The 26,529-nt window shown below is 46.0% G+C and carries 24 protein-coding genes; 16 read left to right on the forward strand and 8 right to left on the reverse strand.

What is annotated here, in order from left to right:
- The first annotated feature begins 28 nt into the window (after nt 1-28).
- From F0229_RS09625 to F0229_RS09675, 11 genes are all read left to right on the forward strand, one after another.
- Nucleotides 29-1,546: an SPOR domain-containing protein gene (locus tag F0229_RS09625; protein WP_171732719.1), complete on the forward strand. Its 1,518-nt coding sequence runs from the start codon at nt 29-31 to the stop codon at nt 1,544-1,546.
- A gap of 69 nt (nt 1,547-1,615) precedes the next feature.
- Complete coding sequence (locus F0229_RS09630) at nt 1,616-2,464, forward strand: Dam family site-specific DNA-(adenine-N6)-methyltransferase (RefSeq protein WP_017061122.1); 849 nt, start codon at nt 1,616-1,618, stop codon at nt 2,462-2,464.
- Nucleotides 2,465-2,664: 200 nt separating this feature from the next.
- Nucleotides 2,665-3,339, forward strand: coding sequence for a ribulose-phosphate 3-epimerase (gene rpe / locus F0229_RS09635; protein ID WP_010435263.1), 675 nt, complete (start codon nt 2,665-2,667; stop codon nt 3,337-3,339).
- Nucleotides 3,340-3,441: 102 nt separating this feature from the next.
- Entirely contained in the window at nt 3,442-4,128 is a 687-nt protein-coding gene (locus F0229_RS09640) for a phosphoglycolate phosphatase (RefSeq protein ID WP_017061120.1), read from the forward strand.
- Between the two features lie 150 nt (nt 4,129-4,278).
- Nucleotides 4,279-5,295 carry a tryptophan--tRNA ligase gene (gene trpS, locus F0229_RS09645; protein WP_016796005.1) on the forward strand — a complete coding sequence of 339 codons (1,017 nt, stop codon included), beginning with the start codon at nt 4,279-4,281 and terminating at the stop codon, nt 5,293-5,295.
- Nucleotides 5,296-5,680: 385 nt separating this feature from the next.
- Nucleotides 5,681-8,275 carry an ExeM/NucH family extracellular endonuclease gene (locus F0229_RS09650; protein WP_171732720.1) on the forward strand — a complete coding sequence of 865 codons (2,595 nt, stop codon included), beginning with the start codon at nt 5,681-5,683 and terminating at the stop codon, nt 8,273-8,275.
- A gap of 200 nt (nt 8,276-8,475) precedes the next feature.
- Nucleotides 8,476-9,054 carry an aminodeoxychorismate/anthranilate synthase component II gene (locus tag F0229_RS09655; RefSeq protein ID WP_009848915.1) on the forward strand — a complete coding sequence of 193 codons (579 nt, stop codon included), beginning with the start codon at nt 8,476-8,478 and terminating at the stop codon, nt 9,052-9,054.
- 464 nt (nt 9,055-9,518) lie between these two features.
- The gene (locus F0229_RS09660; RefSeq protein ID WP_017066202.1) at nt 9,519-10,730 is read left to right on the forward strand and encodes an aspartate aminotransferase family protein; all 1,212 of its coding nucleotides are present in this window, start codon (nt 9,519-9,521) and stop codon (nt 10,728-10,730) included.
- Between the two features lie 107 nt (nt 10,731-10,837).
- The gene (gene astA, locus F0229_RS09665) at nt 10,838-11,857 is read left to right on the forward strand and encodes an arginine N-succinyltransferase (protein WP_017061116.1); all 1,020 of its coding nucleotides are present in this window, start codon (nt 10,838-10,840) and stop codon (nt 11,855-11,857) included.
- A 39-nt stretch (nt 11,858-11,896) separates the two neighbouring features.
- On the forward strand, nt 11,897-13,354 hold the full coding sequence (gene astD / locus F0229_RS09670) for a succinylglutamate-semialdehyde dehydrogenase (protein ID WP_017066203.1): 1,458 nt from the start codon (nt 11,897-11,899) through the stop codon (nt 13,352-13,354).
- A gap of 257 nt (nt 13,355-13,611) precedes the next feature.
- Complete coding sequence (locus tag F0229_RS09675; RefSeq protein WP_017066204.1) at nt 13,612-14,403, forward strand: DUF1338 domain-containing protein; 792 nt, start codon at nt 13,612-13,614, stop codon at nt 14,401-14,403.
- 177 nt (nt 14,404-14,580) lie between these two features.
- On the opposite strand, the gene crp is transcribed toward F0229_RS09675, so the two are convergent.
- The 6 genes from crp to F0229_RS09705 form a co-directional block, all read right to left on the reverse strand.
- Nucleotides 14,581-15,213 (reverse strand): cAMP-activated global transcriptional regulator CRP, encoded by a 633-nt coding sequence (gene crp, locus F0229_RS09680; RefSeq protein WP_004729651.1) that lies wholly within the window; start codon nt 15,211-15,213, stop codon nt 14,581-14,583.
- 239 nt (nt 15,214-15,452) lie between these two features.
- The gene (locus tag F0229_RS09685) at nt 15,453-16,322 is read right to left on the reverse strand and encodes a phosphoribulokinase (RefSeq protein WP_010435210.1); all 870 of its coding nucleotides are present in this window, start codon (nt 16,320-16,322) and stop codon (nt 15,453-15,455) included.
- Nucleotides 16,323-16,399: 77 nt separating this feature from the next.
- On the reverse strand, nt 16,400-16,612 hold the full coding sequence (locus F0229_RS09690) for a YheU family protein (RefSeq protein WP_055319914.1): 213 nt from the start codon (nt 16,610-16,612) through the stop codon (nt 16,400-16,402).
- Between the two features lie 95 nt (nt 16,613-16,707).
- Entirely contained in the window at nt 16,708-17,700 is a 993-nt protein-coding gene (locus F0229_RS09695) for a hydrolase (protein WP_102393048.1), read from the reverse strand.
- Nucleotides 17,701-17,906: 206 nt separating this feature from the next.
- The gene (locus F0229_RS09700; protein WP_017066206.1) at nt 17,907-18,377 is read right to left on the reverse strand and encodes a TIGR02444 family protein; all 471 of its coding nucleotides are present in this window, start codon (nt 18,375-18,377) and stop codon (nt 17,907-17,909) included.
- Nucleotides 18,374-20,296 carry an ABC transporter ATP-binding protein gene (locus tag F0229_RS09705; protein ID WP_017061112.1) on the reverse strand — a complete coding sequence of 641 codons (1,923 nt, stop codon included), beginning with the start codon at nt 20,294-20,296 and terminating at the stop codon, nt 18,374-18,376. The genes F0229_RS09700 and F0229_RS09705 overlap by 4 nt, the downstream gene beginning before the upstream one ends.
- Before the next feature lie 174 nt (nt 20,297-20,470).
- Between F0229_RS09705 and kefG the strand changes: the two genes are divergently transcribed.
- The 5 genes from kefG to F0229_RS09730 all read left to right on the forward strand — a co-directional run bounded on the left by kefG (nt 20,471) and on the right by F0229_RS09730 (nt 25,063).
- Nucleotides 20,471-21,055 carry a glutathione-regulated potassium-efflux system ancillary protein KefG gene (gene kefG, locus F0229_RS09710; RefSeq protein ID WP_102393032.1) on the forward strand — a complete coding sequence of 195 codons (585 nt, stop codon included), beginning with the start codon at nt 20,471-20,473 and terminating at the stop codon, nt 21,053-21,055.
- Nucleotides 21,042-22,838, forward strand: a complete 1,797-nt coding sequence (kefB, locus tag F0229_RS09715) for a glutathione-regulated potassium-efflux system protein KefB (protein WP_171732721.1) — start codon at nt 21,042-21,044, stop codon at nt 22,836-22,838. The genes kefG and kefB overlap by 14 nt, the downstream gene beginning before the upstream one ends.
- 156 nt (nt 22,839-22,994) lie before the next feature.
- Complete coding sequence (locus tag F0229_RS09720) at nt 22,995-23,195, forward strand: YheV family putative zinc ribbon protein (RefSeq protein WP_019825339.1); 201 nt, start codon at nt 22,995-22,997, stop codon at nt 23,193-23,195.
- A gap of 94 nt (nt 23,196-23,289) precedes the next feature.
- On the forward strand, nt 23,290-23,880 hold the full coding sequence (slyD, locus tag F0229_RS09725) for a peptidylprolyl isomerase (protein WP_017063705.1): 591 nt from the start codon (nt 23,290-23,292) through the stop codon (nt 23,878-23,880).
- Nucleotides 23,881-24,097: 217 nt separating this feature from the next.
- Nucleotides 24,098-25,063, forward strand: coding sequence for an isoaspartyl peptidase/L-asparaginase family protein (locus tag F0229_RS09730; protein WP_171732722.1), 966 nt, complete (start codon nt 24,098-24,100; stop codon nt 25,061-25,063).
- 180 nt (nt 25,064-25,243) lie between these two features.
- Here F0229_RS09730 and F0229_RS09735 read toward each other — a convergent pair whose 3' ends face one another.
- Both F0229_RS09735 and F0229_RS09740 read right to left on the reverse strand, forming a co-directional pair.
- On the reverse strand, nt 25,244-25,471 hold the full coding sequence (locus F0229_RS09735; protein WP_009848930.1) for a SlyX family protein: 228 nt from the start codon (nt 25,469-25,471) through the stop codon (nt 25,244-25,246).
- 5 nt (nt 25,472-25,476) lie between these two features.
- On the reverse strand, nt 25,477-26,454 hold the full coding sequence (locus tag F0229_RS09740) for a WD40 repeat domain-containing protein (protein WP_017066210.1): 978 nt from the start codon (nt 26,452-26,454) through the stop codon (nt 25,477-25,479).
- Nucleotides 26,455-26,529 lie beyond the last annotated feature (75 nt).

Below are 26,529 nucleotides of genomic sequence, written 5' to 3' on the forward strand. Positions count from 1 at the left end.
TGATCGATCTTATCAGTAGGGATCCCCAATGAGTTTGGCTCATGAATTAAGAGTATTAGAGTTAGAATCTCAAGTTGAGCTGCTAGAGCGCTTACAGCTTTTGACTAACTTTGGTTCAAACCTTGTGACGGTGGCGGGCAAAGCTGGCTCTGGCCGATCTTGGTTGGCTCAGCGTTATCTTGAAGCATGGTCGACAGAAAAAAATCAGTGTTTACTGCTTTGTCATCCAAGCCAAGACGATCAACAACGCCGTGCGCTCATTCTTAGCCAAATTGTTTCTGATCCCCTGTTTAATCAACATGATTCTTTATCGGATAGCCTAACAAGGTTACTGGATGGAGAACCGTGTAATGTGGTTATCGTCGTTGATGATGCCCAACGACTTTCTGAGCTATTGGTATCCGAATTATGGATGTTGGTACTGGAAGCTCAATCAAACCCTCAATGGACGATCAATATCGTTCTCTTCTCGGAACCTGGCCACTTAGATACGTTATTAACGCGTTTGAGTTACGGTCAACAACACAAGCCTATCGATCTCGAGATCGATGACCTTTCGCAACCAGAAGCTGAACATTTCTTTGAATCACTGGTGATTCGATATGTTGATGATGAGTCTGAAACTCGCGTGCGACGTGCGTTTAATAAAGCGCAACCTCTGCCCGGTGAGTTAATGGCTTTAGGAGAATTGAAAGTGGAAAAAAGGATTATTATTCGCTCAATTATTGGCTCACCCATCAATATCGCGATTGTGGTGGCCTTGCTGTTGATTTTAATTGGTGGTGGTTATTGGTGGATGTTCAGTCAACCAACCCCTGACGATAAAGCGCAATCTCTTATCGCTCCGATTGAACAGACAGCTATCCCAACTTTTGAAGTGGAAAGTGGTACCGAGCAAGCTGGAATCGACGGAATGGACGATTCTGAAGCCGAAGCTGACATGAGTTATCAAGGTGCTGATGACGACAGCTCATCTTTGCCACCGACTGTCGTTGAAGATACCGCGAGTGTTGGAGAAGTCGAACAAGATCAGCTGCGTGTCGTAATCACCTCTGATGTGGTTGATGCCTTGCTTGATGATAAACCTGAAAGTGCCGATACCAGTGCGATTGATGCTGCTGTTGAAGAAAACACAGGTGCCGCGGTGAGTTCGCAATCAGATGCAGACAAAGTGGAGTCACAGCCTTCAGCCGATGAAGCAACAGACCTAACACAGTCCACGCCACCGACTAAGAAAATTACATTCTCATTTTCTCGCGAAGAGTTACAAGCTATCTCTCCGCGAGCTTATACTTTGCAGTTGAGTGCGATGACCTCATTGGACGACGTACAGTCTTTCATTGAAGAGTATGACCTTGAGAACAAGGTTCGTATTTACCCAACACTTCGCAACGACACCAAGTGGTTTATTATCACTTATCAAGATTACCCAACGATTCAAGTGGCGAGAGACGCGGTAAGTGCGTTATCAAAACCCCTTCAACAGTTGGAACCTTGGGCAAAATCGATGAATCAAGTGCATCGAGAGATAGAACGTGCGAAATAACCCTGAGCTTAGCCTCAAAATATGTTACATTCCGCAGCCTTATTTTTGAGTTGATAGATAGAGCAGTAAATGAAAAAGCAGCGTGCCTTTCTAAAATGGGCTGGTGGTAAATATGGCCTAGTTGAAGACATCCAACGTCACCTGCCACCTGCTCGTAAATTGGTAGAACCGTTTGTCGGTGCCGGCTCAGTATTTCTGAATACTGACTTTGAACAGTACCTGCTTGCAGATATCAATCCCGATCTTATCAACCTGTACAACCTGCTTAAAACCGATCCTGAAACTTATATCACGGAAGCGAAGCGCTGGTTCTGTCCTGAGAACAACCGTAAAGAAGCCTTCTTAGATATTCGCGCTGAGTTCAATGGTACAGATAACGTCATGTATCGTTCATTGGCTTTCTTGTATATGAACCGATTTGGCTTCAATGGCCTATGTCGTTACAACAAGAAGGGCGGTTTTAACGTTCCATTTGGTTCTTATAAAAAACCTTACTTCCCAGAAGCTGAGCTGGAATTTTTTGCCGAGAAAGCGAAAAAAGCCACCTTCGTCTGTGAGGGATACCATGAAACCTTTAGCCGCGCGCGCAAAGGCTGTGTGGTTTACTGCGATCCTCCATACGCACCACTGTCGAACACGGCAAACTTTACCTCTTACGCAGGTAATGGTTTTAGCTTAGATGACCAAGCTGCACTGGCGGATGTTGCTGAAAAAGCAGCGATGGAACGAGGCATCCCTGTCTTGATCTCAAACCATGACACCACCTTAACGCGCCGTTTATACCATGGTGCAGAACTGAACGTGGTCAAGGTTAAGCGCACCATTAGCCGTAATGGCGCAGGGCGCAATAAAGTCGATGAGTTACTGGCACTTTTTCATAAAGAGAAAAACCAGCAACACGCTTCAGAAGAATTGTAGCGGCCAACATAACCCTCGAACTCATTAAATTGAGTTACCAACGGGTACTTTCATAAACTAATCTTTCGAACTGCTAGGATCTGCTTAGTTGCTTAGGTAGAATTGCACACCAAATAGTCTTGGAATTGAGTCTTGTATTTGTATATGAGATGTCACAAGGCGGTGATATTCGCAATTTACTCACTCTTAAGAGGTTTGGTATGAAAGATTTTCTAATCGCTCCATCGATTTTGTCTGCAGATTTTGCTCGTCTTGGTGAAGACGTAGAAAAAGTACTCGCAGCTGGTGCTGATGTTGTGCACTTCGATGTGATGGACAACCACTACGTACCTAACCTGACTTTTGGCGCGCCTATCTGTAAAGCGCTGCGCGACTACGGTATTACGGCTCCTATCGATGTTCACCTTATGGTTAAGCCAGTAGACAGCATCGTGCCTGAGTTTGCTAAAGCCGGCGCATCAATGATTACCTTCCACGTTGAAGCTTCAGAGCACATCGATCGCACTCTACAGCTAATCAAAGAGCACGGCTGTAAAGCGGGTGTGGTTCTTAACCCTGCAACGCCGCTTTCTTGCTTAGATTACATCCTAGACAAAGTAGACATGATTCTACTGATGTCTGTGAACCCAGGCTTCGGCGGTCAATCTTTCATTCCGCACACGCTAGATAAACTACGTGCTGTTCGTAAGCTGATTGATGAGTCAGGCCGTGACATTCGCCTTGAGATTGATGGCGGCGTGAAGGTTGATAACATCCGTGAAATCGCAGAAGCGGGCGCAGATATGTTCGTTGCGGGTTCAGCTATCTTCAATCAACCGGATTACAAAGAAGTGATTGATGAGATGCGTGCAGAGCTTGCAAAAGTAAACGCATAATCGTAAAACTACAGATAGATTGAATATTAAGGGGCTAATTTGCCCCTTTTTTACGTCTTATCGCTCAACTCATAAGACGAATATAATAAATAGGAAAGTAAGATGTCATTAAGCTCAATAAAACTGATCGCCTTTGATTTGGATGGAACCTTGTTAGACAGCGTGCCTGATTTGGCCGTTGCTGCTGACCAAGCTTGTCAGGAGTTGGGTTTCCCTTCAGTGAGCGAAGAACAAGTTCGCGACTACGTAGGTAATGGTGCTGATGTTCTTATCGGACGTTCACTCAGCCGTAACTTGACGGTTGACCCAAGCCTAGAGCCAGAGCTACTGAAAAAAGCACGCATCCTGTTTGATGATTTCTATGAGCAGGGCGGTCACAAGCTAAGTCACCTTTACCCATCGGTTAAAGAGACGCTGGCTGAGCTGGATAAAGCCGGCTTCACTATGGCGCTGGTTACCAACAAGCCATCGAAGTTTGTACCAGACGTACTGGCGCAACACGGTATTGATAAGTACTTTGTTGATGTGTTGGGTGGCGACTCTTTCCCAGAGAAAAAACCGAACCCAGTCGCTCTGAACTGGTTGCTAGAAAAGCACAATGTAAAAGCGGAAGAGATGTTGATGGTTGGCGATTCAAGCAACGACATTAAAGCGGCTAAGAATGCAGGTTGTCACTCGTTTGGTCTGACTTACGGTTATAACCACGGCGAGCCGATTTCAGCATCAAACCCTGACTATGTCGCGGATAACGTCGCGCAATTACTAGATGTCGTTCTAGTTTCAGCATAAAGCGGACAAAAGTTAGCTAACCTACTAGCAAAATACTTATCAATGAGTACACTGGATGAGCCGTACAGAAGAGCTGTGCGGCTTTTCTATATTTAAGTTAAGAAGCTAAGCGTTCAATAAACTTAGCGAATAAGCAAAGGAATTAAAACCATGAGCAAGCCCATCGTATTGAGTGGTGTTCAACCATCTGGTGAACTAAGTATCGGTAACTACTTGGGTGCTCTACGTCAATGGCAACAGATGCAAGATGATTACGATTGCCAATACTGTGTTGTAGACCTTCACGCAATTACGGTTCGCCAAGACCCGAAAGCACTGCATGAAGCGACTCTAGACGCACTAGCAATCTGTCTTGCTGTCGGTGTTGATCCAAAGAAGAGCACGCTATTTGTTCAGTCACACGTACCAGAGCATGCTCAACTTGGTTGGCTTCTTAACTGTTACACGCAAATGGGTGAACTGAGCCGTATGACTCAGTTTAAAGATAAGTCTGCACGCCACTCAAATGACGTAAACGTAGGCCTATACGACTACCCAGTGTTGATGGCTGCAGACATCCTGCTTTACGGTGCTCATCAAGTGCCTGTAGGTAGCGACCAGAAACAACACTTAGAGTTAGCGCGTGATATCGCAACTCGCTTCAACAACATCTACGGTCCTGAAACGCCAATCTTCCAAGTACCAGAACCTTACATTCCAACAGTGAATGCACGTGTAATGAGCCTGCAAGATGCGACGAAGAAGATGTCTAAGTCAGACGACAACCGTAAGAACGTGATTACTTTGCTAGAAGAACCTAAGTCGATCATCAAGAAGATCAACAAAGCGCAAACCGATGCAGAAACACCACCACGCATTGCTCACGATTGGGAAAACAAAGCGGGTATCTCTAACCTAATGGGTCTGTACTCTGCAGCGACAGGTAAAACGTTCGAAGAGATCGAAGCGCAGTACCAAGGCGTTGAAATGTACGGTCCGTTCAAGAAAGACGTAGGCGCAGCATTGGTTGAGATGCTTGAGCCGATTCAAGCTGAATATCACCGTATCCGTGCTGACCGTGCCTACATGGACGCAGTAATGAAAGCCGGTGCTGAAAAAGCCTCTGAACGTGCTGCAGTGACACTGAAAAAAGCATACGAAGCAGTAGGTTTTGTTACTCGCCCATAGGGTGAACTAACACAACTCGCTTGAGAATTTGAGCCCAAAGTAGCTGTTGTTTACTTTGGGCTTTTTCATGCCCATTCCATTTGCCTTCCTCGAAACCCCCTTGTTTGAATTGATAATTTACCCAGTATTTAGCTAGCATATCCATCGCTGTAATGCTGTGCAGATGATCTTATTTGGTACCCTCAAGCTTTATAAAATTACACTCGTTTCTATATATGTTGGAAATATATAACGTGCCAAACAATTGATGATTCCAAAGTGATAAGTTCCTCATTTTCTTGCCAACTGACTTATTCCTTTCATAAATAAACCTGATAGTTACCACAAAATACATGACTGCCCATAGATGGCAGTGACTATAACTCGATGAACTCAGGTGAAACGGATGGCTCTTTTACACAAACCTTCATTGCTAGCAGTGGCAATTGGTAGCTTGTTAACTACAAGCGCACACGCTGATTTGTTTATTTCACAATATGTGGAAGGCGGCAGCTATAACAAAGCGGTTGAGATTGCCAATAGTGGCGATAGCAGCATTAGTTTAGATGGTTACTCATTGGCGAAATCTGCCAATGGTAACGGATCATGGGGTGCCACTTTACCTTTAGATGGACACGTTTTAGCACCCGGTGAAGTACTCGTGGTCGCACATTCTAGTGCGAGTGATGAGATTAAGGCGGTCGCTGACATTCTAAATGCTTCATTGGCTAATCATAATGGTGACGACCCGCTAGCTATCTTGAATGCAGATGGTTCGGTGCATGATGTTGTTGGTTTGATGGGCGATGTGGACTGGGGCAAAGATGTTACTTTGGTTCGTGCGACACAAACACCTTCTGCGACGTTTGATGCTTCACAATGGGTATCGCTACCAAAAGACAGTATTGAAGGGCTAGGTTCACTAGACAGCGTTGAGCTGCCAGAAGCGTTCACTTGTACACAAGATGGCTCTGACCCAGTATTCACCACCATTCAAGAAATCCAAGGTGAGGGCGCTACATCGCCATTCATCGATGGCTACCCGTACATCACCGACGATGAATATTTCGTAAAAGGTGTGGTAAGTGCGGTAACAACAGGCCTAACTAAAGGCTTCTACCTGCAAGCACTTGAGGATGATTTCAACTCAAGCACTTCTGAGGGTCTATTTATTCATACCAACCAGTCGAGCTCAGAGCTAGTAGCCGGTGATGTAGTGTGTGTGAAAGGCAAGGTTCAAGAATACTACAGCCACACTCAGCTGAAAGTAGAAAACAACCAATGGCTAAAACAGGGCAAGCAGCAGGCACCTGAAGCTACGGCGATTGAAGTGCTAGACAGTGACGAGAACTTCGCTGCAACGCTTGAACGCTACGAAGGCATGTTGGTGAAAACAACCGAAGCGCTTGATATGCGTGTGACGCGTACCTTTGGTTATGACTACGCAGGTCGTCGTAACAACATGGTACTGGCGCATGAGCGTATTAACATGCAGCCGAACCAGCTTTTCGCCGCGGGATCTGACGAAGCGAAGCAGCAAACTGAAGACAACGCAGACCGCCGTCTTTTCGTTGAAACCGATCAAAAAGCGGCTGATGGACAAGTCCCTTTCTACCCAGATTTTGGCCGCACTGATATCGACCAAGATGGTTCAACAGAAGATTACATCCGCATTGATGACACCATTGTTGGCCTAGAAGGCGTGCTGACTTACAGCTACGGTGAGTACCGTTTAATTGCGACTAACCAGATCTCGGCTGAAAACTATGTGCGTAACGATCCGCGTACCGACAAACCAGACATGGATGAAGGCGACCTACGTATTGCGACCTTCAACGTATTGAACTACTTCAACTCTCCATTTGGTGGCGACGCGAATCAGCACGGCAATAACCGTGGCGCGAACACCATCACTGAGTTTGAGATGCAGCAAGAGAAGATTGTGAACGCGATTCTTCGCTTAGATGCAGACATCATTGGCTTGATGGAAATTGAGAACAATGGCTTTGGTGAAGGCTCTGCCATTCAGCAACTTGTAAACCAACTGAATGATCGCATTGAGCGTAAGAAAGACCGTTATACCTTTGTGGCTGTCGACTCGAACGAAGACGGCGTAACCGACGAGATGGACTCTATTGGTACTGACGTTATCACAACGGGTGTTATCTACCGTAAGAAGGTGGTTAAGCTTAAAGACAGCCGTGTTATCGCGATGCCAAGCCAACAAGCACCAGAGGTGTTAGACGATTCAGGCAAGGTGATTGAAGACGGTAAGAACTACCAACGTGACTCATTGGCGCCAACCTTTAAAGTTAAAGGCACCAAAGAGAAACTCACCGTAGCGATCAACCACTTTAAATCGAAAGGCTCTAAGTGTTGGGAAGATGCTGCTCCGATTGAGCAGGGCGGCCAAGGCGGCGTTGATGCCGATAAGCAAGGTTCATGTGAGAACTTCCGTGTTGCTGCGGCGGTGGCACTGGGCGAAGCACTCGATGGCATTGAAGGTCATAAAGTGATTCTGGGTGATATGAATTCGTATGGCATGGAAGATCCAATGTTGGTGCTAACGGATTACTCTGAAGAGAAATACGGAAAGCAAATTAAAGCGGCGCGTAACACTTACATTGATGGTGTTGAACAGTTTGGTGATAGCGGTGCGGTGATTACTAAGAACTACGGTTACATTAATGCTGTAGCTCAAAAGCACCCAGACAGCTGGAGCTACTCATACAATGACGAAGTGGGCGCACTGGATCACCTGTTGATCAGCGACAGCCTGAAAGACATGGTGGTGGATGCAACGGACTGGCACATTAATGGTGGTGAATCGACGTTGTTTGACTACAACGAAGAGTACAAAGGCGATCTGCCTAAGTACCAAGATCACTTCCGTTCATCGGATCATGATCCTGCGGTTCTTGAGTTAAGAGTCGGCGGTTCATTCGGCTTGGGTGCATTGATGTCATTGTTTGGCCTGGCAATGTGGCGTCGTCGCAAGTAGCTAAACTGTAAGTAGATTGGCTTGCCATACAAGCAAGCCAATTCAGATAACTTAACGCTATCTGTAAACAATTAAGGTCAACTTAGGTTGGCCTTAATTATTGGCGAAATGCAGTTTCCACTTGCCTTTCGCTATGGGTATTGCACAATACCGCCCCTATATCTCCCAATCCTTTAGTATTTAGCAAACGATTTCGACCCATGTTACTTATCATCGATAACTACGACTCTTTTACCTATAACTTGTATCAGTATTTCTGTGAGTTAGGGGTCACTGTGAAAGTTGTTCGCAACGATGAGATTGATATTGCGGGTATCGAAGCGCTAAATCCTAGCCATCTTGTTATCTCGCCGGGCCCATGTACGCCCGATGATGCGGGAATTTCGCTGCAGGTGATTGAACACTTCGTTGGTAAGCTGCCGATCTTAGGTGTGTGTCTTGGTCATCAAGCCATTGCTCAAGTCTTTGGTGGTGAAGTGGTGAGAGCCAGACAAGTGATGCACGGTAAAACCTCGCCTATTCGTCATAACGGGAAGAGTGTTTTTCAAGGTCTCAATAACCCTCTGACTGTGACTCGTTACCACTCTTTAGTGGTGAAAAACGGCACATTACCAGACTGTTTTGAGCTGACGTCTTGGACGGAATTTGAAGATGGTAGCATGGATGAGATCATGGGTTATCAACACAAAACCTTGCCGATTGATGCCGTCCAATTTCACCCTGAATCGATTAAAACAGAGCAAGGACACCAGCTTCTCGCTAACTTCCTAGCACGCTGAGTGTTTAAATTTGACTCTTTCTCCGTCTAAATAAGCCAGTTTAACGTATTCCATTACCCGTTAAGCGTTTAAATTCGGGCGCTACGCGTCTTCATCCCTCTGACGCCGATCACTTTTTATAACATTTCTCCCTCGTCAGGCTAAGTTTTTAGCCTATGCAAAATTATTCGCGTTATTTCGTCTCGAACCCAATATACCGCAATGCCAGTAAGGCTTTGCTGTTGCTGGTTATACGTTTAGGTAAAAAAAGCTTCATAAAACAGATTAATTGATGCATAAATAGTCATAGGTAGTGACGTTTAGCTGGTTGTAAGGGATGGCTAAAGAATAATCTACTATTGAAAAGGTTAATTAAATGTAAATATAATGCTGCAGCGGGATTATGGCGAGACAAAATATCTTTGTCTCACTTATGAACCATTATGCTTATTTGCGAAGCTTGCGGTATCGAGAAGGAATGTACGATGACAGTGGAAAATAAAGTAGAACGTAGTCTGTTTAATGAGGTGATGGTGCCTTGTTATAACCCAATGGAAATGATCCCAGTAAAAGGGGAAGGCGCACGCGTTTGGGACCAACAAGGCCGAGAGTATATCGACTTTGCTGGTGGTATCGCTGTGAGCTGTTTGGGTCACTGTCACCCAGCAATGGTTAATGCTGTTACCGAGCAAGCAAACAAGATTTGGCACCTAAGTAATGTAATGACTAACGAACCTGCACTGCGTCTAGCGAAGAAGCTAACTGACGTATGTTTTGCAGAAAAAGTATTCTTTGCGAACTCTGGTGCAGAAGCGAACGAAGCAGCACTTAAGCTAGCTCGTCGTTGGGCTGCGGATGTTCACGGTCCTGAGAAATCTGAAATCATTGCATTCAAACAAGGTTTCCACGGTCGTACTTTCTTTACTGTAACCGTTGGTGGTCAAGAAGCTTACTCAGATGGCTTCGGTCCAAAACCTGGCGATGTAACTCACCTACCTTACAACGATATTGCCGCTCTAGAAGCGCATATCTCTGATCGCACTTGTGCCATCATGATGGAACCTCTGCAAGGCGAGGGCGGTATCATCTCTCCAACGGCTGAGTTCGTGAATACGGTTCGTGAACTGTGTGACAAGCACAATGCATTGTTGATTTTTGATGAAGTACAAACAGGTAATGGTCGTACTGGTAACTTCTATGCTTACCAAGGTCTGGGCGTGACGCCAGACATTCTAAGCACAGCGAAGTCTCTAGGTGGCGGTTTCCCTATCGGCGCAATGCTGACGACGTCTGAACTGGCTACACACCTTAAGGTTGGTACGCACGGTTCTACATACGGTGGTAACCCACTGGCGTGTGCGGTAGCTGAAGCAGTGGTTGACGTAGTTAGCCAACCTGAGACTCTAGAAGGCGTAAAAGAGCGTGAAGCGCTATTCCGTGATGGTCTAACTAAGATTAACGACAAATACCAAATTTTCAGTGAGATTCGTGGTAAAGGCCTATTGTTAGGTGCTGCACTGAATGACGAATGGCAAGGGCGTGCGCGTGACGTATTAGTAGCAGCAGGCGAGCAAGGCCTAATGGTACTGGTTGCGGGTGCAAACGTGGTTCGTTTTACTCCATCACTGGTTATCACTAAACAAGAAATTGAAGAAGGTTTATCAAAACTAGACAAAGCAATCGCTACGCTAGTTTAGCCTGAGCGGCGTCATAGGAATGATCGCCAATAGAGCGATCCCATGACGTTCTGCTAAAGGCCCAAGCTTCTGGTTTTGGGCCTATTTTGCATCTGGAGGGAATATTGATGCTAGTTGTTCGCCCAATAAAACTGTCTGATTACGATGCGCTGCACACCTGTGCAGTTGAATCAGGTCATGGATTCACATCTCTTCCGGTTAACGAAGAATTGTTAACTAACCGAATTACCCATTCTGAATACAGCTTTGCGAAAGCAGACGTGACCGAACCCGGTGATGAAGGCTATCTAATGGTGGGTTTCGACGCTGAAACTGGCGAAGTTGCTGGTACAACGGGTATCGAAGCTTCCATTGGCTGGGATGTGCCTTTTTACTCGTACCACATCAGTAAAGTGGTTCACTCTTCACAGCGCCTTAAAGTGAATAACGTGGTTAAGCTGTTGACGTTTGGTAATAACTACACAGGCTGCAGCGAAATTTGTACGCTGTTCTTACGTCCTGATTACCGCAAAGGCTTAAACGGTCGACTGATGTCTAAGTGTCGTTTCCTACTGATGGCTGAGCACCCAGAGCGTTTCTCAAAAACGATCTTTGCTGAGATGCGTGGTGTATCAGATGCGGAAGGCAATTCTCCTTTCTGGCAATGGCTGCAAGAACATTTCTTCTCGATTGACTTCACGCTTGCCGATTACCTAACCGGTATTGGTAAGAAAGGCTTCATTGCTGACCTAATGCCTAAGCTACCTATCTACGTGAACCTACTGAGCAAAGAAGCTCAAGCGGTGATCGGAGAGGTACATGACAATACGCGCCCTGCACTTAAGTTGCTGGAACGTGAAGGTTTCACCAACCGTGGTTATGTCGACATCTTTGATGCAGGCCCAACGGTTGAGTGTGATCTAAGAAACATCGAATCTGTGCGTCACTCAATTCGAGCACAGGTTCAAATTGCAGAGCACTCTAGCTCTAAAGACTTCCTAATTGGTAATACCTCGTTTGAGAACTTCCGCGCAGTAGCCGCGAAAGGTGCGTATGACCAAGCAAGCGACACAGTGATTTTATCATCTGAAGTAGCAAGCGCTCTTGAAGTAAAAGAAGGCGAATTCGTTCGCATGTTGGCTCAATAAGAGCGGCGATTATCTGTCGAAGATTTTAAGGATAGAAGTATGACTCAGTGGATAGCAGGACAGTGGGTGGCAGGTCAAGGTGACGCCATGACATCAGTAAGCCCATACAACAATGAAGTAGTGTGGCAGGGTGATAGCGCGACACCAGCACAGGTTGAATCTGCAGTAGCAGCAGCTCGTGAAGCCTTCTTGGTTTGGAAAAAACTGAGCTTTGCAGAGCGTGAAGCGATCGTGTTGAACTTTGCTGAGAAAGTTAAAGAGAACAGCGAAGAAATCGCGCAAATCATCGCGAAAGAGACGGGCAAACCGATTTGGGAAACTCGCACTGAAGCGGGCGCAATGGCGGGCAAGATTGCTATTTCAATTCGTGCTTACCATGAGCGTACCGGTGAAGCTTCTCGTGAAGCGGCAGGCAACCAGATTGTACTGCGTCACCGTCCATTAGGCGTGATGGCAGTATTTGGTCCTTATAACTTCCCTGGTCACCTACCTAACGGTCATATTGTTCCTGCACTGCTATCGGGTAATACCGTGGTATTTAAGCCTTCAGAGCAGACACCTTGGACGGGTGAGTTTGCGATGAAATTATGGCAAGAAGCGGGTCTTCCTGCTGGCGTAATTAACCTAGTACAAGGCGCTAAAGAGACAGGTATCGCACTGGCCGATGCTAAAGGTCTTGATGGCGTGCTGTTCACAGGTAGTGCTAATACGGGGCATATCCTTCACCGTCAATTCGCGGGCCAACCGGGCAAGATGCTGGCACTAGAGATGGGTGGCAATAACCCTATGGTGATCAGTGACCAATATGGTGACGCAGACGCAACGGTATACACCATTATCCAATCGGCGTTCATCAGTGCGGGTCAACGTTGTACATGTGCTCGTCGTTTGTACGTGCCTGTTGGCGAGAAGGGCGATCTGCTACTCGATAAACTGGTCGCAGCTACGCAAAAGATTCGTGTCGATCAGCCTTTCGCGGAACCAGCTCCTTTCATGGGCCCTCAGATCTCTGAAGCTGCCGCTAAATTTATTCTAGACGCGCAAGCTAATCTGCAATCGTTAGGTGGTGTCAGCCTAGTAGAAGCAAAAGCGGGTCAAGCGGCGTTTGTTTCTCCGGGCATTATCGATGCAACCAATATTGCTGAACTGCCAGATGAAGAGTACTTCGGTCCATTGCTGCAAGTGGTTCGTTACCAATCGCTAGAGCAAGCGGTCGAGTTAGCTAACGACACACGCTTTGGTTTGTCTGCAGGCCTTGTATCAACAGATGATTCTGAATGGGAATACTTCGTTGACCATATCCGTGCGGGTATTGTTAACCGTAACCGCCAGCTAACAGGCGCAAGTGGTGATGCACCATTTGGTGGTCCGGGTGCTTCAGGTAACCTACGTCCAAGTGCGTACTATGCAGCTGACTACTGTGCTTACCCTATGGCTTCAATGGAAGGTGGTGAGACTCAACTGCCAGCTACGTTTAGCCCAGGTATTGAGCTGTAGTTTTGGCTTTTAAGCTATAACTTGATGAATCACAAGCTTATGAGCTCTAGGTTCATGAATAACAGATTCATTGGTTAATTGTGTAATAAGGAAGTGGTGTTATCGCTTCCTTTTTCCATCACGCCCAACACCTAGATTGGGCGGTAGATAATAATAGAAAAGTATGTCACAGGCTGATGGCTGCTGACTCTGTGTCTCAGCCTTTCCCTTTCTAATCCAAATTACTAGCTTGCTAGAACCTCTGACAAGGAGTCACCATGACGCCCGATCTACTCTTTAAATCACTTTGGGACGATTACATTCACAGGCTTTGTCCATCGGCTGAGAAAGTACATCACTTGCTGAAAGAAGACGAAGCTCTGATTAATGATCACATTGCACTGCGTACTTTCAATGTTGCTCCGCTAGGTATTGAAACATTGGCTAAGCCTTTCCTTGAGCTAGGTTATAAAGCGTGTGGCGATTACTTGTTTGAGAGTAAGAAGCTAGTCGCGAAGCATTACGAGCACCCAGATCCAAATCAACCTAAAGTGTTCATTAGTGAGTTGAAGGTCGAAGAGTGTTCAAGTGACTTACAACAGATCGTTGCTAAATTGGTTGAGCAAGTCGACGTAAGCAAGCTTCAAGGCCATGAATTCTTGTTTGGTGGTCGTCTATGGGACTTGAGCTTCGCAGATTTCCAAGTGCTTGCAAAAGAAAGCGAATACGCGTCTTGGCTCGCGGCTCATGGATATGGTGCAAACCACTTTACGGTGAGTGTGAACCAGCTAAATGAATTTGATGAAGTGCAGGCGGTGAATGACTACCTGAGCGAGTCAGGCTTCACGATCAATGCATCTGGTGGCCAGGTTAAAGGCTCTCCAGAGGTCTTATTAGAGCAATCATCAACAATGGCAGATAAAGTCCCAGTTTCATTTGTTGAGGGCAATGAGATGATTCCTGGAGGCTTCTATGAGTTCGCTAAGCGTTATGCGATGGCTAATGGTGAGCTTTATACCGGTTTTGTGGCAGCATCGGCTGACAAGATCTTCGAAAGCACTAACGGTTAAAGAAAGATACGAGTACGGACTTTACCCTAAAGATGCAGATAGGCTTCGCTTCGAGAGTGTTTGCGCTTCGAAGCTGTAGGTGTTTCATTCGTATTTTCTTTGTAGATCTTTAGAAAACAAAAAAGCCACCAAATTTGCATTTGGTGGCTTTCAAATTTTAGGCTCAGTTAATCGAGATTAACGAGTGCCATATACCACGATAGTTTTACCGTGTGCAGAAATTAGGTTCTGCTCTTCTAGCATCTTCAAGATACGACCAACGGTCTCACGAGAACAACCAACGATCTGGCCAATCTCTTGACGAGTGATCTTGATTTGCATGCCGTCAGGGTGAGTCATTGCATCTGGCTGTTTCGCTAGGTTTAGTAGCGTTTGAGCGATACGACCTGTTACATCAAGGAACGCTAAGTCACCAACCTTTTGGCTAGTTACTTGTAGACGGTTTGCCATTTGCGCTGAAAGGCGCATTAGGATATCTGGGTTCACTTGGATAAGTTGACGGAATTTCTTGAAAGAAATTTCAGCTACTTCACAAGGAGATTTAGCACGAACCCAAGCTGTACGCTCTTGGTCTTCTTCGAACAAGCCAAGCTCACCGATGAAGTCGCCTTGGTTTAGGTAAGAAAGAATCATTTCCTTACCTTCTTCGTCTTTGATAAGAACTGCCACAGAACCTTTAACGATGTAGTACAAGGTTTCTGCCTTTTCACCAGCATGAATCAAAGTACTTTTTGAAGGGTACTTATGAATATGACAGTGTGAAAGGAACCACTCTAATGTTGGATCGGTTTGAGGTTTACCTAGAACCATAATATCTCACTTCCTCTGCAGGGTATGCTTGCCGCTTTCCGTATTTTAGCTAAGCCTGGATTGACTTGTAGGATAAGAGCACTCGTTGAGCGCTGCAAGCTATCTTGTGTTTCGTTTAAGAATAGTATCCTTTTTCAGGTACTATTTCTTGATTTTAATCGTGACCAAGCTACGATTTTTTACGCAAAATTGTGCACATGATCACGGTATGAAAAGTAATCAACCAGAATGTCGTTTTGTTAACCTATTTTTCCGGTTTCGATGAGTTGTTGCAGGATTGGCCTCACAATGAGCTCCATAGCAAAACTCATCTTGCCGCCTGGCACTACTAGCGTGTTATGACGAGACATAAACGAGCCATCAATCATAGCCAGAAGGTAGGGGAAATCGACGTTTTTGATGCCACGCAAACGTATAACTACGAAGCTTTCGTCTAAACTTGGAATCCCTTTGGCGTTGAGAGGGTTAGATGTATCTACGGTTGGAACACGCTGAAAGTTGATGTGAGTGCGCGAAAATTGCGGGGTAATGTAGTTAAGGTAATCATCCATCGAACGAACAATGGAATCCATTACGGCTTCGCGTGAGTGGCCACGATCGCGGGTGTCACGAACGAATTTTTGAATCCACTCTAGGTTTACGATAGGTACCATGCCAATCAGCAAATCGACGTGTTGAGAAACGTTAATGTCGCCATCAACCACACCGCCGTGCAGGCCTTCGTAAAACATCACATCGGAGTTTTCAGGGATCTCTTGCCATGGCGTGAAGGTGCCCGGCATTTGATTGTAAGGCACGGCTTCATCGAAGGTGTGTAGGTAGCTTCTTACTTTACCTGTACCTTCGTTACCGTATTTACGGAAGAACTCTTCTAGCGCACCAAAGTCGTTGGCTTGAGGACCAAAGTAGCTGATGTGCTTACCTTGCTCGCGCGCTTTACGGATCTCGACATCCATCTCTGGGCGAGTGAAGCGATGGAAACTATCCCCTTCAACCCAAGCGGCCTTCACGTCCATCATATTGAACATTTTACGGAAGGCTTCTGAGGTGGTGGTGGTGCCGGCTCCAGATGAACCCGTCACCGCAATAATTGGATGTTTAGCGGACATGACAACCCTTGTCTTTTGAGTAACTTACTTGTTAGCAATCGTTTACCACTATAACACGGCTCCTTTATGAGCGCAGCTTAGAAGCGTTTTGTGACTTGAATATCAACGGTTTCATGGAGTTCAGAAAACACGATGCTGACTTCTCCTGAAGCTAATTGATGTTTCACTTGGTCAATCTTGTTTTGCAGTGAAACCTCTACGTCGCCGTAGTCTGTGCCTTCACGCAGCACGAACTCTTTGATGAGGTTTTCCAGTGTATCTGGCGCAATGTCTTGCCATGGGATGATCATAAATACTTCTCTCTTTTATGTTCATAGATATGTTTATTGATGTAGAAATATGTGTGCTTAGTAATGTTTTGCTTCTATTTACTAAGGCTCGGTCATTATGCCGAATCTTGGATACTTTCATAGTAGGCAGGCAAGGCTTCTTCTAACCAAAATCTTGGCTTGAGTGTGCTGCCAGTAATAAACCCAACATGTCCGCCTTTTTGGAACAGTCGATAATCGATGTTATCGGGTAGAACGAACTTTGGGATCACATCATCGGTCATGAAAGGGTCGTCTTTGGCATGAATGATCTGCGTCGGTAGTTTAATCTTGTTGAGCTTAGGCAGCGCAGAACATTGCGCATAATAATCTTGGGCATTTTTGAAGCCGTGCAGCGGTGCAGTGATTCGTTCATCAAACTCATACAGTTTGGTGATGTTCTTGATGGCTTCAGCTGTGATGCCAAGTTTTTCCTGTAGCAGGTTAACTTTTTTTAACGCATTCGATTTTAGAGAGTTGAGCAGGTACTTCTTATAAAGCTTGGAGAAACCGCGCTCAATACGACTCGAGCAACACGCTAAGTCAAATGGAGCAGATACGATTGTCGCCGCCGACAGCAATGGGTAGTCTGCGTACTCAGCCAAATAGTTCGCCAGCATGTTTCCACCTAAAGATATGCCAACCGCAACCTTAGGGTTATTCGGAAACTGGGCGTGCAGGTGTCTTAGAAAAAAGCGCGCATCTTCGACTTCACCTGAATGGTAAGCGCGAGCCAGGCGATTGGGTTTTCCGCTGCAGCCTCTGAAGTGCATCATCACGGACAACCAACCATCTTTAGCAAACGCATTCATTAATCCATTGGCATAAGGGCTCTCAAAGCTACCTTCTAAACCGTGGAATAGAACGAATATCGGCTTGCTACTGCGATCATTCTTATTTGAGGTGTCACCGTCTGGTGATTCGCTCCAAGCAAGATCAAGAAAGTCACCATCGGGTGTTTCTAAGGTTTGCCAGTGAGGATGAAACAGCGCCTGCTTTCGAATAAACCGTGGCACTAAGGTTTGTAAGTGCGGATTAGAGAGACCAGCAGCTGCGGTAAATATTGTCATAAAAACGATCCATGCTTCTTTTACGGGTTTTGATAACGTGTTGAGTTTGTAACGAAACGCCCACGTTTTTATTTGAGCTTGGTTGATTCTCGGCATAAGCGCAAGGCTTCACTTATACGAGATACAAAAACAGGCTATGGGTAACCGTTTGAATAATATCAAGGTTAAGCTTGGATCTTGATTGAATAAAAGGGAAAGAGAACGAGCTAGGGCTGTGGTGCTGGTTCAGAAAAAGCGTCGCAGAGGTTTTCAGCCCCTAATAAACGACAGTACTGAAAAGTGAGCGGTGATTGCTGGTTAGCGTACAGTTGTAGGGAGTTTATACAGTCGACCAGATCGGACTGTTGTTGCTTTTCAAGCTGTAACTCAAACTTTAGCGCTTCACGGTATAGAGAGTCGACAACGTGTGCTTTGAGATGTTTACGTAGCTCTCGATAGCTATGAAGCAGGGTTTCAGAGCGGCTTAAACACTGTTGAACTTTATGCCACTCTTCTTCAGCAAAAGACAATTGCTGCTCATCAAGCCATTTGAGAAGCAGCAGTAGATTGACGTTGCCGTGGAACTGGTTTTGCAAAGCTAAGCACGCATCCTTTACACCGCGCACACTGTAATACTGAAGGCTAAATTGCCATAGTCGTTCCAGTGTTAGTGATATTGGGGCGTGCTCTGGGCTCATAAGCTATCCATATCCTGTTCCATCTGCTCAAGCTCTTCTTGAGTGGACATCCAATCCATTTCAACTTCTTCTAGCTGTGACTTACTGCTCGCTTGGAGAGCGAGTACTTTATTCAGTTTAGCCTTATTTTCAGCTTCATACAGTGATGTGTCGGATAATTCTTGCTCAGCTTCTTCAAGAGCCTGCGTTAATTTATCCATCTGCTTTTCAAATTGAGTGAGCTTTTTACGAAGTGGTGCCGTCAGTTTACGGAACTCGGCTTCTTTACGTTTCTGCTCTTTTTTCGCTGCTGCACTGTTGGCGCCGTCTTTGGCTGGTGCCAATGCTTGTGCTTCTTTGCGCTCAACTTTCTGTTGCTCGGTTAGCCACTTGTAGTAATCGCTTAAGTCACCATCAAACGGTGCTACTTGGCGGTCGTGTACAAGGTATAAATCATCGGTAGTCGCACGCAGTAGGTAACGGTCGTGCGATACGATAACCATTGCGCCTTCAAATGTCTGCAGGGCAAAAGTCAGCGCTTGACGCATGTCGAGATCCAAGTGGTTGGTTGGTTCATCGAGTAGCAACAGGTTTGGTTTTTGCCATACCAGTAGCGCCAGAACTAAACGCGCTTTTTCACCACCTGAGAAGGGTGCTACTTTATCAAGTGCTTTTTCACCTTGGAAACCGAAGCTACCTAGGTAATCACGCAATTGTTGCTCGGTGTGTTTAGGGGCAATCTGCATCATGTGCTGCAGCGGTGTTTCTTCTGGGTGCAACGTTTCTAACTGGTGCTGTGCAAAGTAACCAATCTTAACGCCTTGCGAATAACTCAGTTCACCGCCTTGCTGTTTCAGTTCGCCAGAAAGCAGTTTAATCAGTGTTGATTTACCAGCGCCATTTCGGCCAAGCAAACCAATACGACTGCCCGGTACTAGGTTCAAGCGAATCTTTTCTAGAATCAGATTGTCATCATAGCCCGCTGATACTTCATCCATCATCATGATTGGGTTTGGTAGTGCGTCTGGTTCTCTAAATTCAAAGCTGAATGGATTATCAAACTGAGCAGGCAGCACTTGTTCCATTTTCTCTAGCGCTTTAATACGGCTTTGCGCTTGGCGAGCCTTTGAAGCTTTGTAACGGAAACGGTCAATGTAGCTCTGCATGTGAGACATCTGTTTCTGCTGCTTTTGGTACATCGCTTGTTGCAGAATCAGTTTTTGCGCTCGTTGGGTTTCGAACGATGAGTAGTTACCCGTGTACTCATTGAGCTGTTGGTTTTCAACGTGCACGATGCGGTTGACGATAGGGTCTAAGAAGTCTCTATCGTGCGAGATAAGCACTAGCGTGCCAGGGTAGCTTTGTAACCAACGCTCGAGCCACATTACTGCGTCTAAATCCAAGTGGTTGGTAGGCTCATCGAGTAGCAGTAGGTCACTGCGACACAGTAGGGCTTGCGCTAGGTTCAAACGCATACGCCAACCACCTGAGAATTGAGTCAGGTTCCATGTCATTTGTTCTTGGCTAAAGCCTAGGCCATCCAGTAACTCGGCAGCACGTGCCTTTATGCTGTAACCACCAATGGTTTCAATCTTGCCGTGGATCTCTGCTACCAATGTGCCATTGTCGGCTTGTTCAGCTTTCTCTAGTTGATCTTCAAGGCCGCGGTATTCACGGTCACCATCAATCACGTATTCAATTGCTGTTCTTTCTAATGCTGGCGTTTCTTGAGCAACCCAAGCCATTTCCCAATGGGCTGGTTTACTGAATGAACCCGCATCAATAGACAGTTCGTCCTTAATTAAGGCGAATAGCGTAGATTTACCACAGCCGTTTTTACCAACCAAACCGATCTTGTCGCCAGGGTGAAAAGTCGCAGATGCTTGGTCGAGGAGTGGCTTACCGCCGCGTAGCAATTGAATATCAGAGAAAGTAATCATAATTGAAATAGCATAGAAATTAGAGGTGAACAGACGCCTGCATAGTAGGCTGAAACCAGATAAAAGTCGATCACAATGCAATTTGCGTTATGATGCCAATAACATATTAATAACTTTTGCTTAAATTCTTGTGGCCTTGCCACCGTTTAGCCCTCAAAGGAATGTTTCAAAGGAATGAGTAATACTCCCTCGACAGACAAAGTCGTGCCAAAGGTGTTGATCATCTACGCGCACCCAGAGCCGCAAACCTCTATTGCTAATCAGATGATGGTTAAGAAGGTAGAGTCGCTCGGTCATGTCAAAGTTCATGATCTCTACGCCATCTACCCAGACTTCTTTATCGATGTGCCTTATGAGCATGAATTGCTCCTTCAATACGATGTGATCGTGTTTCAGCATCCTCTGTTTATGTATTCCTGCCCTTCATTGTTAAAAGAGTGGTTTGATCGCGTGTTAGGCAAGGGTTTTGCGTTTGGTGAGCAGAGCGCACTTAAAGGCAAACACTGGCGCAGTGTGATTACTACCGGTGGTAAAGAAGAGGCGTTTGGTGCCGCAGGCTATAATAAATATCCATTACAAGAGATCTTGCAACCATTCGAGCTTACCGCTGCTTTGTGTCAGATGAATTGGATATCCCCTTTGGTTTTACACTGGGCGAGAAATGTTTCGGATATGACGCTTTACCAACACGCAGAAGCGTATCGAAATTGGCTGCGAGACCCGCTACAAGATATAGGAGCGAATGATGGCTCTGACTAATGATTTTCTACAAAGTAGCGTTATATTTTTAGCGGCTGCTGTGGTTGCGGTTCCTATCGCACAGCGCGCCGGTTTGGGTTCAGTACTTGGTTACTTATTAGCGGGCGTGGCAATTGGCCCATGGGGGCTTGGCTTAATCAGTGATGTCGAAGCGATTCTACACTTCTCCGAATTCGGGGTGGTACTGCTGCTCTTCTTGATTGGTCTCGAACTTAATCCGAAAAAACTGTGGCAGATGCGAGCGCCGATTCTAGGACTCGGTGGCGCGCAAGTGCTGATCACCACTCTAATTATTACCGCCATCGCCTGTCTATTTGGATTAACTTGGCAAACCAGTCTCGTGATAGGTATGGGTTTGGCGCTGTCTTCGACTGCGATTGCCTTGCGTGTTATTGAAGAGCGAGAGCTCGGCGGCAAAGAAGCAGGGCAGTCGGGCTTTGCAGTACTGCTTTTCCAAGATATCGCTGTTATTCCAATGCTAGCAATGTTGCCTCTACTTGCGGGTAATACCGGCGGTAGCTGGGCTGACATGCTGTGGATGCTGGGTGGCGTGATTGGCCTACTGGTCGGTGGCCACTTCTTGTTGAGACCACTTTTCCGATACGTAGTGATGAGTGGTGTGCGTGAGTTATTCACCGTTGCAGCGCTGTTACTTGTGATTGGTATTGCCGTGATCATGCAACAGATTGGCTTATCGATGGCATTAGGTACCTTCCTTGCGGGCGTGCTTCTGGCTGAAAGTGAATACCGACACGAGCTTGAAATTGCGATTGACCCATTCAAAGGGTTACTGCTCGGCCTGTTCTTTATCTCGGTTGGCATGGCGGTAAATCTAGGTTTATTGGCAGAAAGCCCATTCGCAATACTAATAGCTGTAATGGCCCTCGTGGTGTTGAAAGGTTTAGTGCTGTACGCGCTAGCTCGTATCTTTGGAACACAGGCAAAAGCGCGTAGCCGAATGGCGATGATTCTTAGCCAAGGTGGTGAGTTTGCTTTCGTTATTTTTACCGCGGCGAGTGCGCAGGGCATCTTAAGTGGCGAACAGGTGTCGTTCTTACTGGTAGTAGTGAGCCTGTCTATGGTGACCACGCCACTAATGCTTAAGCTGCAAGATAAGTTCTTTGCTCGTCAACTGAACCAAATCAGTGAAAGTGCGATGTCTTCGGATGTGGTTGATCGCAGCCCTCGAGTGATTATTGCGGGCTTTGGTCGTTTTGGTCAGATCATCGGTCGCTTGATGTACGCTAACAAGATTCGTATCACTGTCCTTGAAAGTGATGCCAGCCAAATACACATCCTTAGAAAGTTCGGCTACAAGGTGTTTTACGGAGACTCGACTCACCTAGAGCTATTACGCGCAGCCGGTGCTGATAAAGCAGAGGCGATTGTGTTGTGTACTGACTCCCCTGATGAAATCATGAAAACCGTCGATTTATGTAAGCAGCACTTCCCACGCTTAAAGATCTTGGCGCGTGCACGAAGCCGTGTTGAAGCGTATCAACTACTTAACCACGGTGTGAGTAACTATTCGCGTGAAACCTTCCTTGGAGCATTGGATTTAGGTCGTCAAACATTGACTGAACTTGGCATGCATCCATATAAAGCGAAGCGAGCAGAAGCACACTTTAGAAAGTTGGATAATGGTATGCTGAAAGAGTTGCTGCCTCAGCATAACGAAGATGCCGAGTTAGCCCAAAGAGCGAAAGAGGCTCGTAAAGAACTTGAAGAGATCTTTGGACACGAGATGGAAAACGATCACCAATCTCGAAACTATTGGCAGTAGCTTGAAGTGATAACTCATGCTTGAGCTTAGAAATAGAGCTTGGGCATAGAAATAACAGACTATAGAACTAACCTAATAATAAACGCGGTCTCTGCTTAACTTATCAATAAAGTGAGTGGGAAGAACCGCGAATCCAGAGCAGTAAAGGATATGAACGTGAAACAGAAAAAACGCTTTATCGCAGGGGCAAGCTGCCCAAGTTGCAGTACTCAAGACACACTCCGTTGGTGGATTGAAAATAATATCGAGCTGGTGGAATGTGTCGATTGTGACTTCACAGAACAGCGTAAACCGAAAACTGTAGAGAAATCTGAACACGCGAATCAAGAAATGATCGGTATTTTTAAGCCAGAATGATTGAGTTTCGTTAATTGATCCCCATAATATCCCGGTACAGAATTTTTCCTAAGCTCAACTGTTCGAGCTTAGTCCAAACCTCCTTGGAGCTCTCATGAAAATTGAAAAGAACGTAGTAGTTAGTGTTGCATATCAAGTGAAACTTGAAGATGGCGTAGTAGTTGACCAATCAACTGCAGAAGCTCCACTAGATTACCTTCACGGTCACAACAACCTAATTACAGGTCTTGAAAAAGAGCTTGAAGGCAAAGTAGCTGGCGACAAGTTCTCTGCAACTGTTACTCCAGAAGACGCTTACGGCGAGCACAACGATGACTTAGTTCAACGTGTTCCTGCAGACGTATTCCAAGGTGTTGAGCAAATCGAAGTTGGCATGCGTTTCCTAGCTGATACTGACCAAGGTCCAATCCCAGTTGAAGTTACTGAAGTAGATGGCGACGAAGTTGTTGTTGATGGTAACCACATGCTAGCTGGCCAAACTCTAACGTTTGACGTTGAAGTTGTAGCGGTTCGTGAAGCGACTGAAGAAGAAGTTCAACACGGTCACGTACACCAAGAAGGCGGCTGTGGCGGTCACGACCACGATCATGACCACGAAGGCGGTTGCTGTGGTGGCGAAGGCCATGACCACGGTGAAGAGAAAAAAGACGGCTGCTGCGGCGGCGGTAGCTGTGGTTCTCACTAATACCGAATTAACGGTTTAGTTTAAGAATCTTGAAAGCCTCCCTTGTGGAGGCTTTTTGCGTTTAGGAGTATCGCTTTTTGACCTCGCTTTTCTCTACCAAACTAAGTGTCCGCAAATCTAAGCATTCGTAAAAGTTTGGTTTTCGTTATCAGACATCGAACCATGGATGTGGTATTGATAGCACAACATTATAAGACGACGTCAGTGGAGAGTTTGTATGTCACAGCCTTTTTCAATTGCCATTCATGGTGGTGCAGGAACCATCTTGCGCGAGCAAATGAGCTATGAATTAAAAGCGGGTATTACCGAGGCTTTGGAAAAATCGGTTTTGGCTGGTTATCAAATATTGCAATTGGGTGGTGATGCTCTGGATGCGGTAGTGGCATCGGTTAAGGTGATGGAAGACAGCCCGCACTTTAATGCCGGTAGGGGCTCTGTTTTAACGCATGATGAATTTGTTGAGATGGACGCTTCTGTGATGCATGGCCGCGAAATGGATGCAGGTGCTATTGCAGGCGTTCGCCATATCAAAAACCCAATTGAGCTTGCACGTGATGTGATGCGGAAAAGCGACCATGTGTTGCTGATTGGTGAAGGTGCCGAGAAGTTTGCGTTTGAGCATGACTACACCTTTACCGAGCAAGACTACTTCTTTACTGAGCGCCGCTATGACCAACTTCAGTCGATGAAAGAGAAAGGCATCTTTGCTCTGTCTGAAGCGAAATATGATGAACAGCAAGCTGAGAAATACCCTGACGATAAAAAGTACGGCACGGTTGGTGCGGTCGCATTAGACCAAGCGGGTAACTTAGCGGCAGCAACCAGTACCGGTGGCGTGACCAATAAGAAATACGGTCGTGTGGGTGACTCTCCGATCATTGGTGCAGGAACCATCGCTGAAAATGGCAATGTTGCCGTCTCAACAACCGGGATGGGTGAGTTCTTCCTACGTAAAATGGTCGCCAGTGATGTCGCAGCACGAATGCGTTATCTGAAAGAAGATGTGCACACCGCTTGTGAAACGATCATTCAAGGTGAATTGAAAACCATGGGTGGAGAAGGTGGCTTGATCGCTATCGATGGCCAAGGCGATATACATTTTGGTATGAACAGCTCAGGAATGTATCGTGCAAGCGTTGATACTCAAGGTCGTGTTGAAGTGAAGATTTATGCCGACGACTAAGTTGGTATCGGCTTAATTGGCTTTAGCTTATTCACTGAGATGAAATAAACAAAAGGGCGACAGATAAGTATCTGTCGCCCTCTTAGTTTTCTATGTCCCGTCCTGAAATGTGTTTACACATTGAGGACGAGAAACTAACGATATGCGTCGTTAGATTTAATTGGTTATTTTGAACCGCACTTAATAGTGTGGAGGTGGCGTCTCTTCTGATGCGTCAGCTAGATTAGAGCCATCCATATTTTTTACTTTGCCAACCACGAACTTCATCTGATCTTGCATTCTCGTGATTAACATTTGTTGTTGGCTAAGCGCTTCATTGAGTTCTTCAATGGTCTGTTCTTGGAAAGCTAGCTGACACTCTAGGTCATTTACGCGGCTTTCTAGTTGTTCAACTCGCTTTTCTGTCATCGTTCTTAATCCACATTCCAAGCTTGGGCAATGCCCGCAGAGGTGCCCGATATCACACGGTTCTTATCATCAAAGGCTGCATCATACACTACCGCACGAGGAGGGCGAGCATCTTTTAATGGCTCAGCATCGTGGCGAGAAATTCGCTTGCCATCCTGAGTATTCCACACACTCACTTGGCTGGATGGTGTGCCCGTCACCAACATACTGCCGTCATCAGAAAAACGCGCACTCGAGAAAATCAACTGTCGAGACCAGCTTTGCAATTGCGCTTGAGGTTCGCCCGTTTCAAGATCCCAAATCATCGCTTGATTGCCGCCATCAGAGGTAAAAGCCAGTTCACCATCGCGTTGTAGCGCGACTCGTACTACTCTTTGTTCATGCTCAAAGGTGCGCAACACCAAGCCCGACTCGGTATCCCAAAGGTAAGCTTTGTAGTCGTTGCCGCCTGATAATGCGTAGCGGCCATTAGAAGAGAGGGAGACTGAATTCACTTTTTCTCGGTGAGCAAGGAACTCCAGACGGCGTCCGGTGACTAAGTCCACATAGATGGCTTTTCCATTAGAAAGGCCAAGCAGTACTTTTTCACCATTGCTAGAGATATCGACATCGCGAATCAAGCCGTCGGAGATAGACCAGAGCCCTTGTGCTTGAGTCCAAGATAAGTCCCAAACGGCGAAGTTCATCTGGCTAGCGGTAATGGCAAAACGGCCATTGTCCGAGATACGGATACGCGATACTTGGTTTTCTAACTGGTCTTGTGGACCAAGCCGAGCCAACTCTTGGTCTTCGGCGAGGTCCCAAAGGAGCAGTTGCTTTTGCTGAGAGTAGAGCAGGGCGAAGCGTCCATCTCTGCTGAGTGCAAAGCTGGTGGCACCATTGGGCTCAATTTCCCAACGCTGCTCATCATCTTGGAAGAAAAAGCAACCATTTAACAAGGTGATGACAATTGTACATAGCAATGAGTGGAAAAATATTCGCATCACATCTAATAATCCGGTTTGTGTCGAAAGACATATGACTAGTATATTGTTATAACTAACGTATTCACACCAATC

This window comes from Vibrio sp. AIC-3, assembly GCF_013114515.1.
Classification (GTDB): domain Bacteria; phylum Pseudomonadota; class Gammaproteobacteria; order Enterobacterales; family Vibrionaceae; genus Vibrio; species Vibrio crassostreae_C.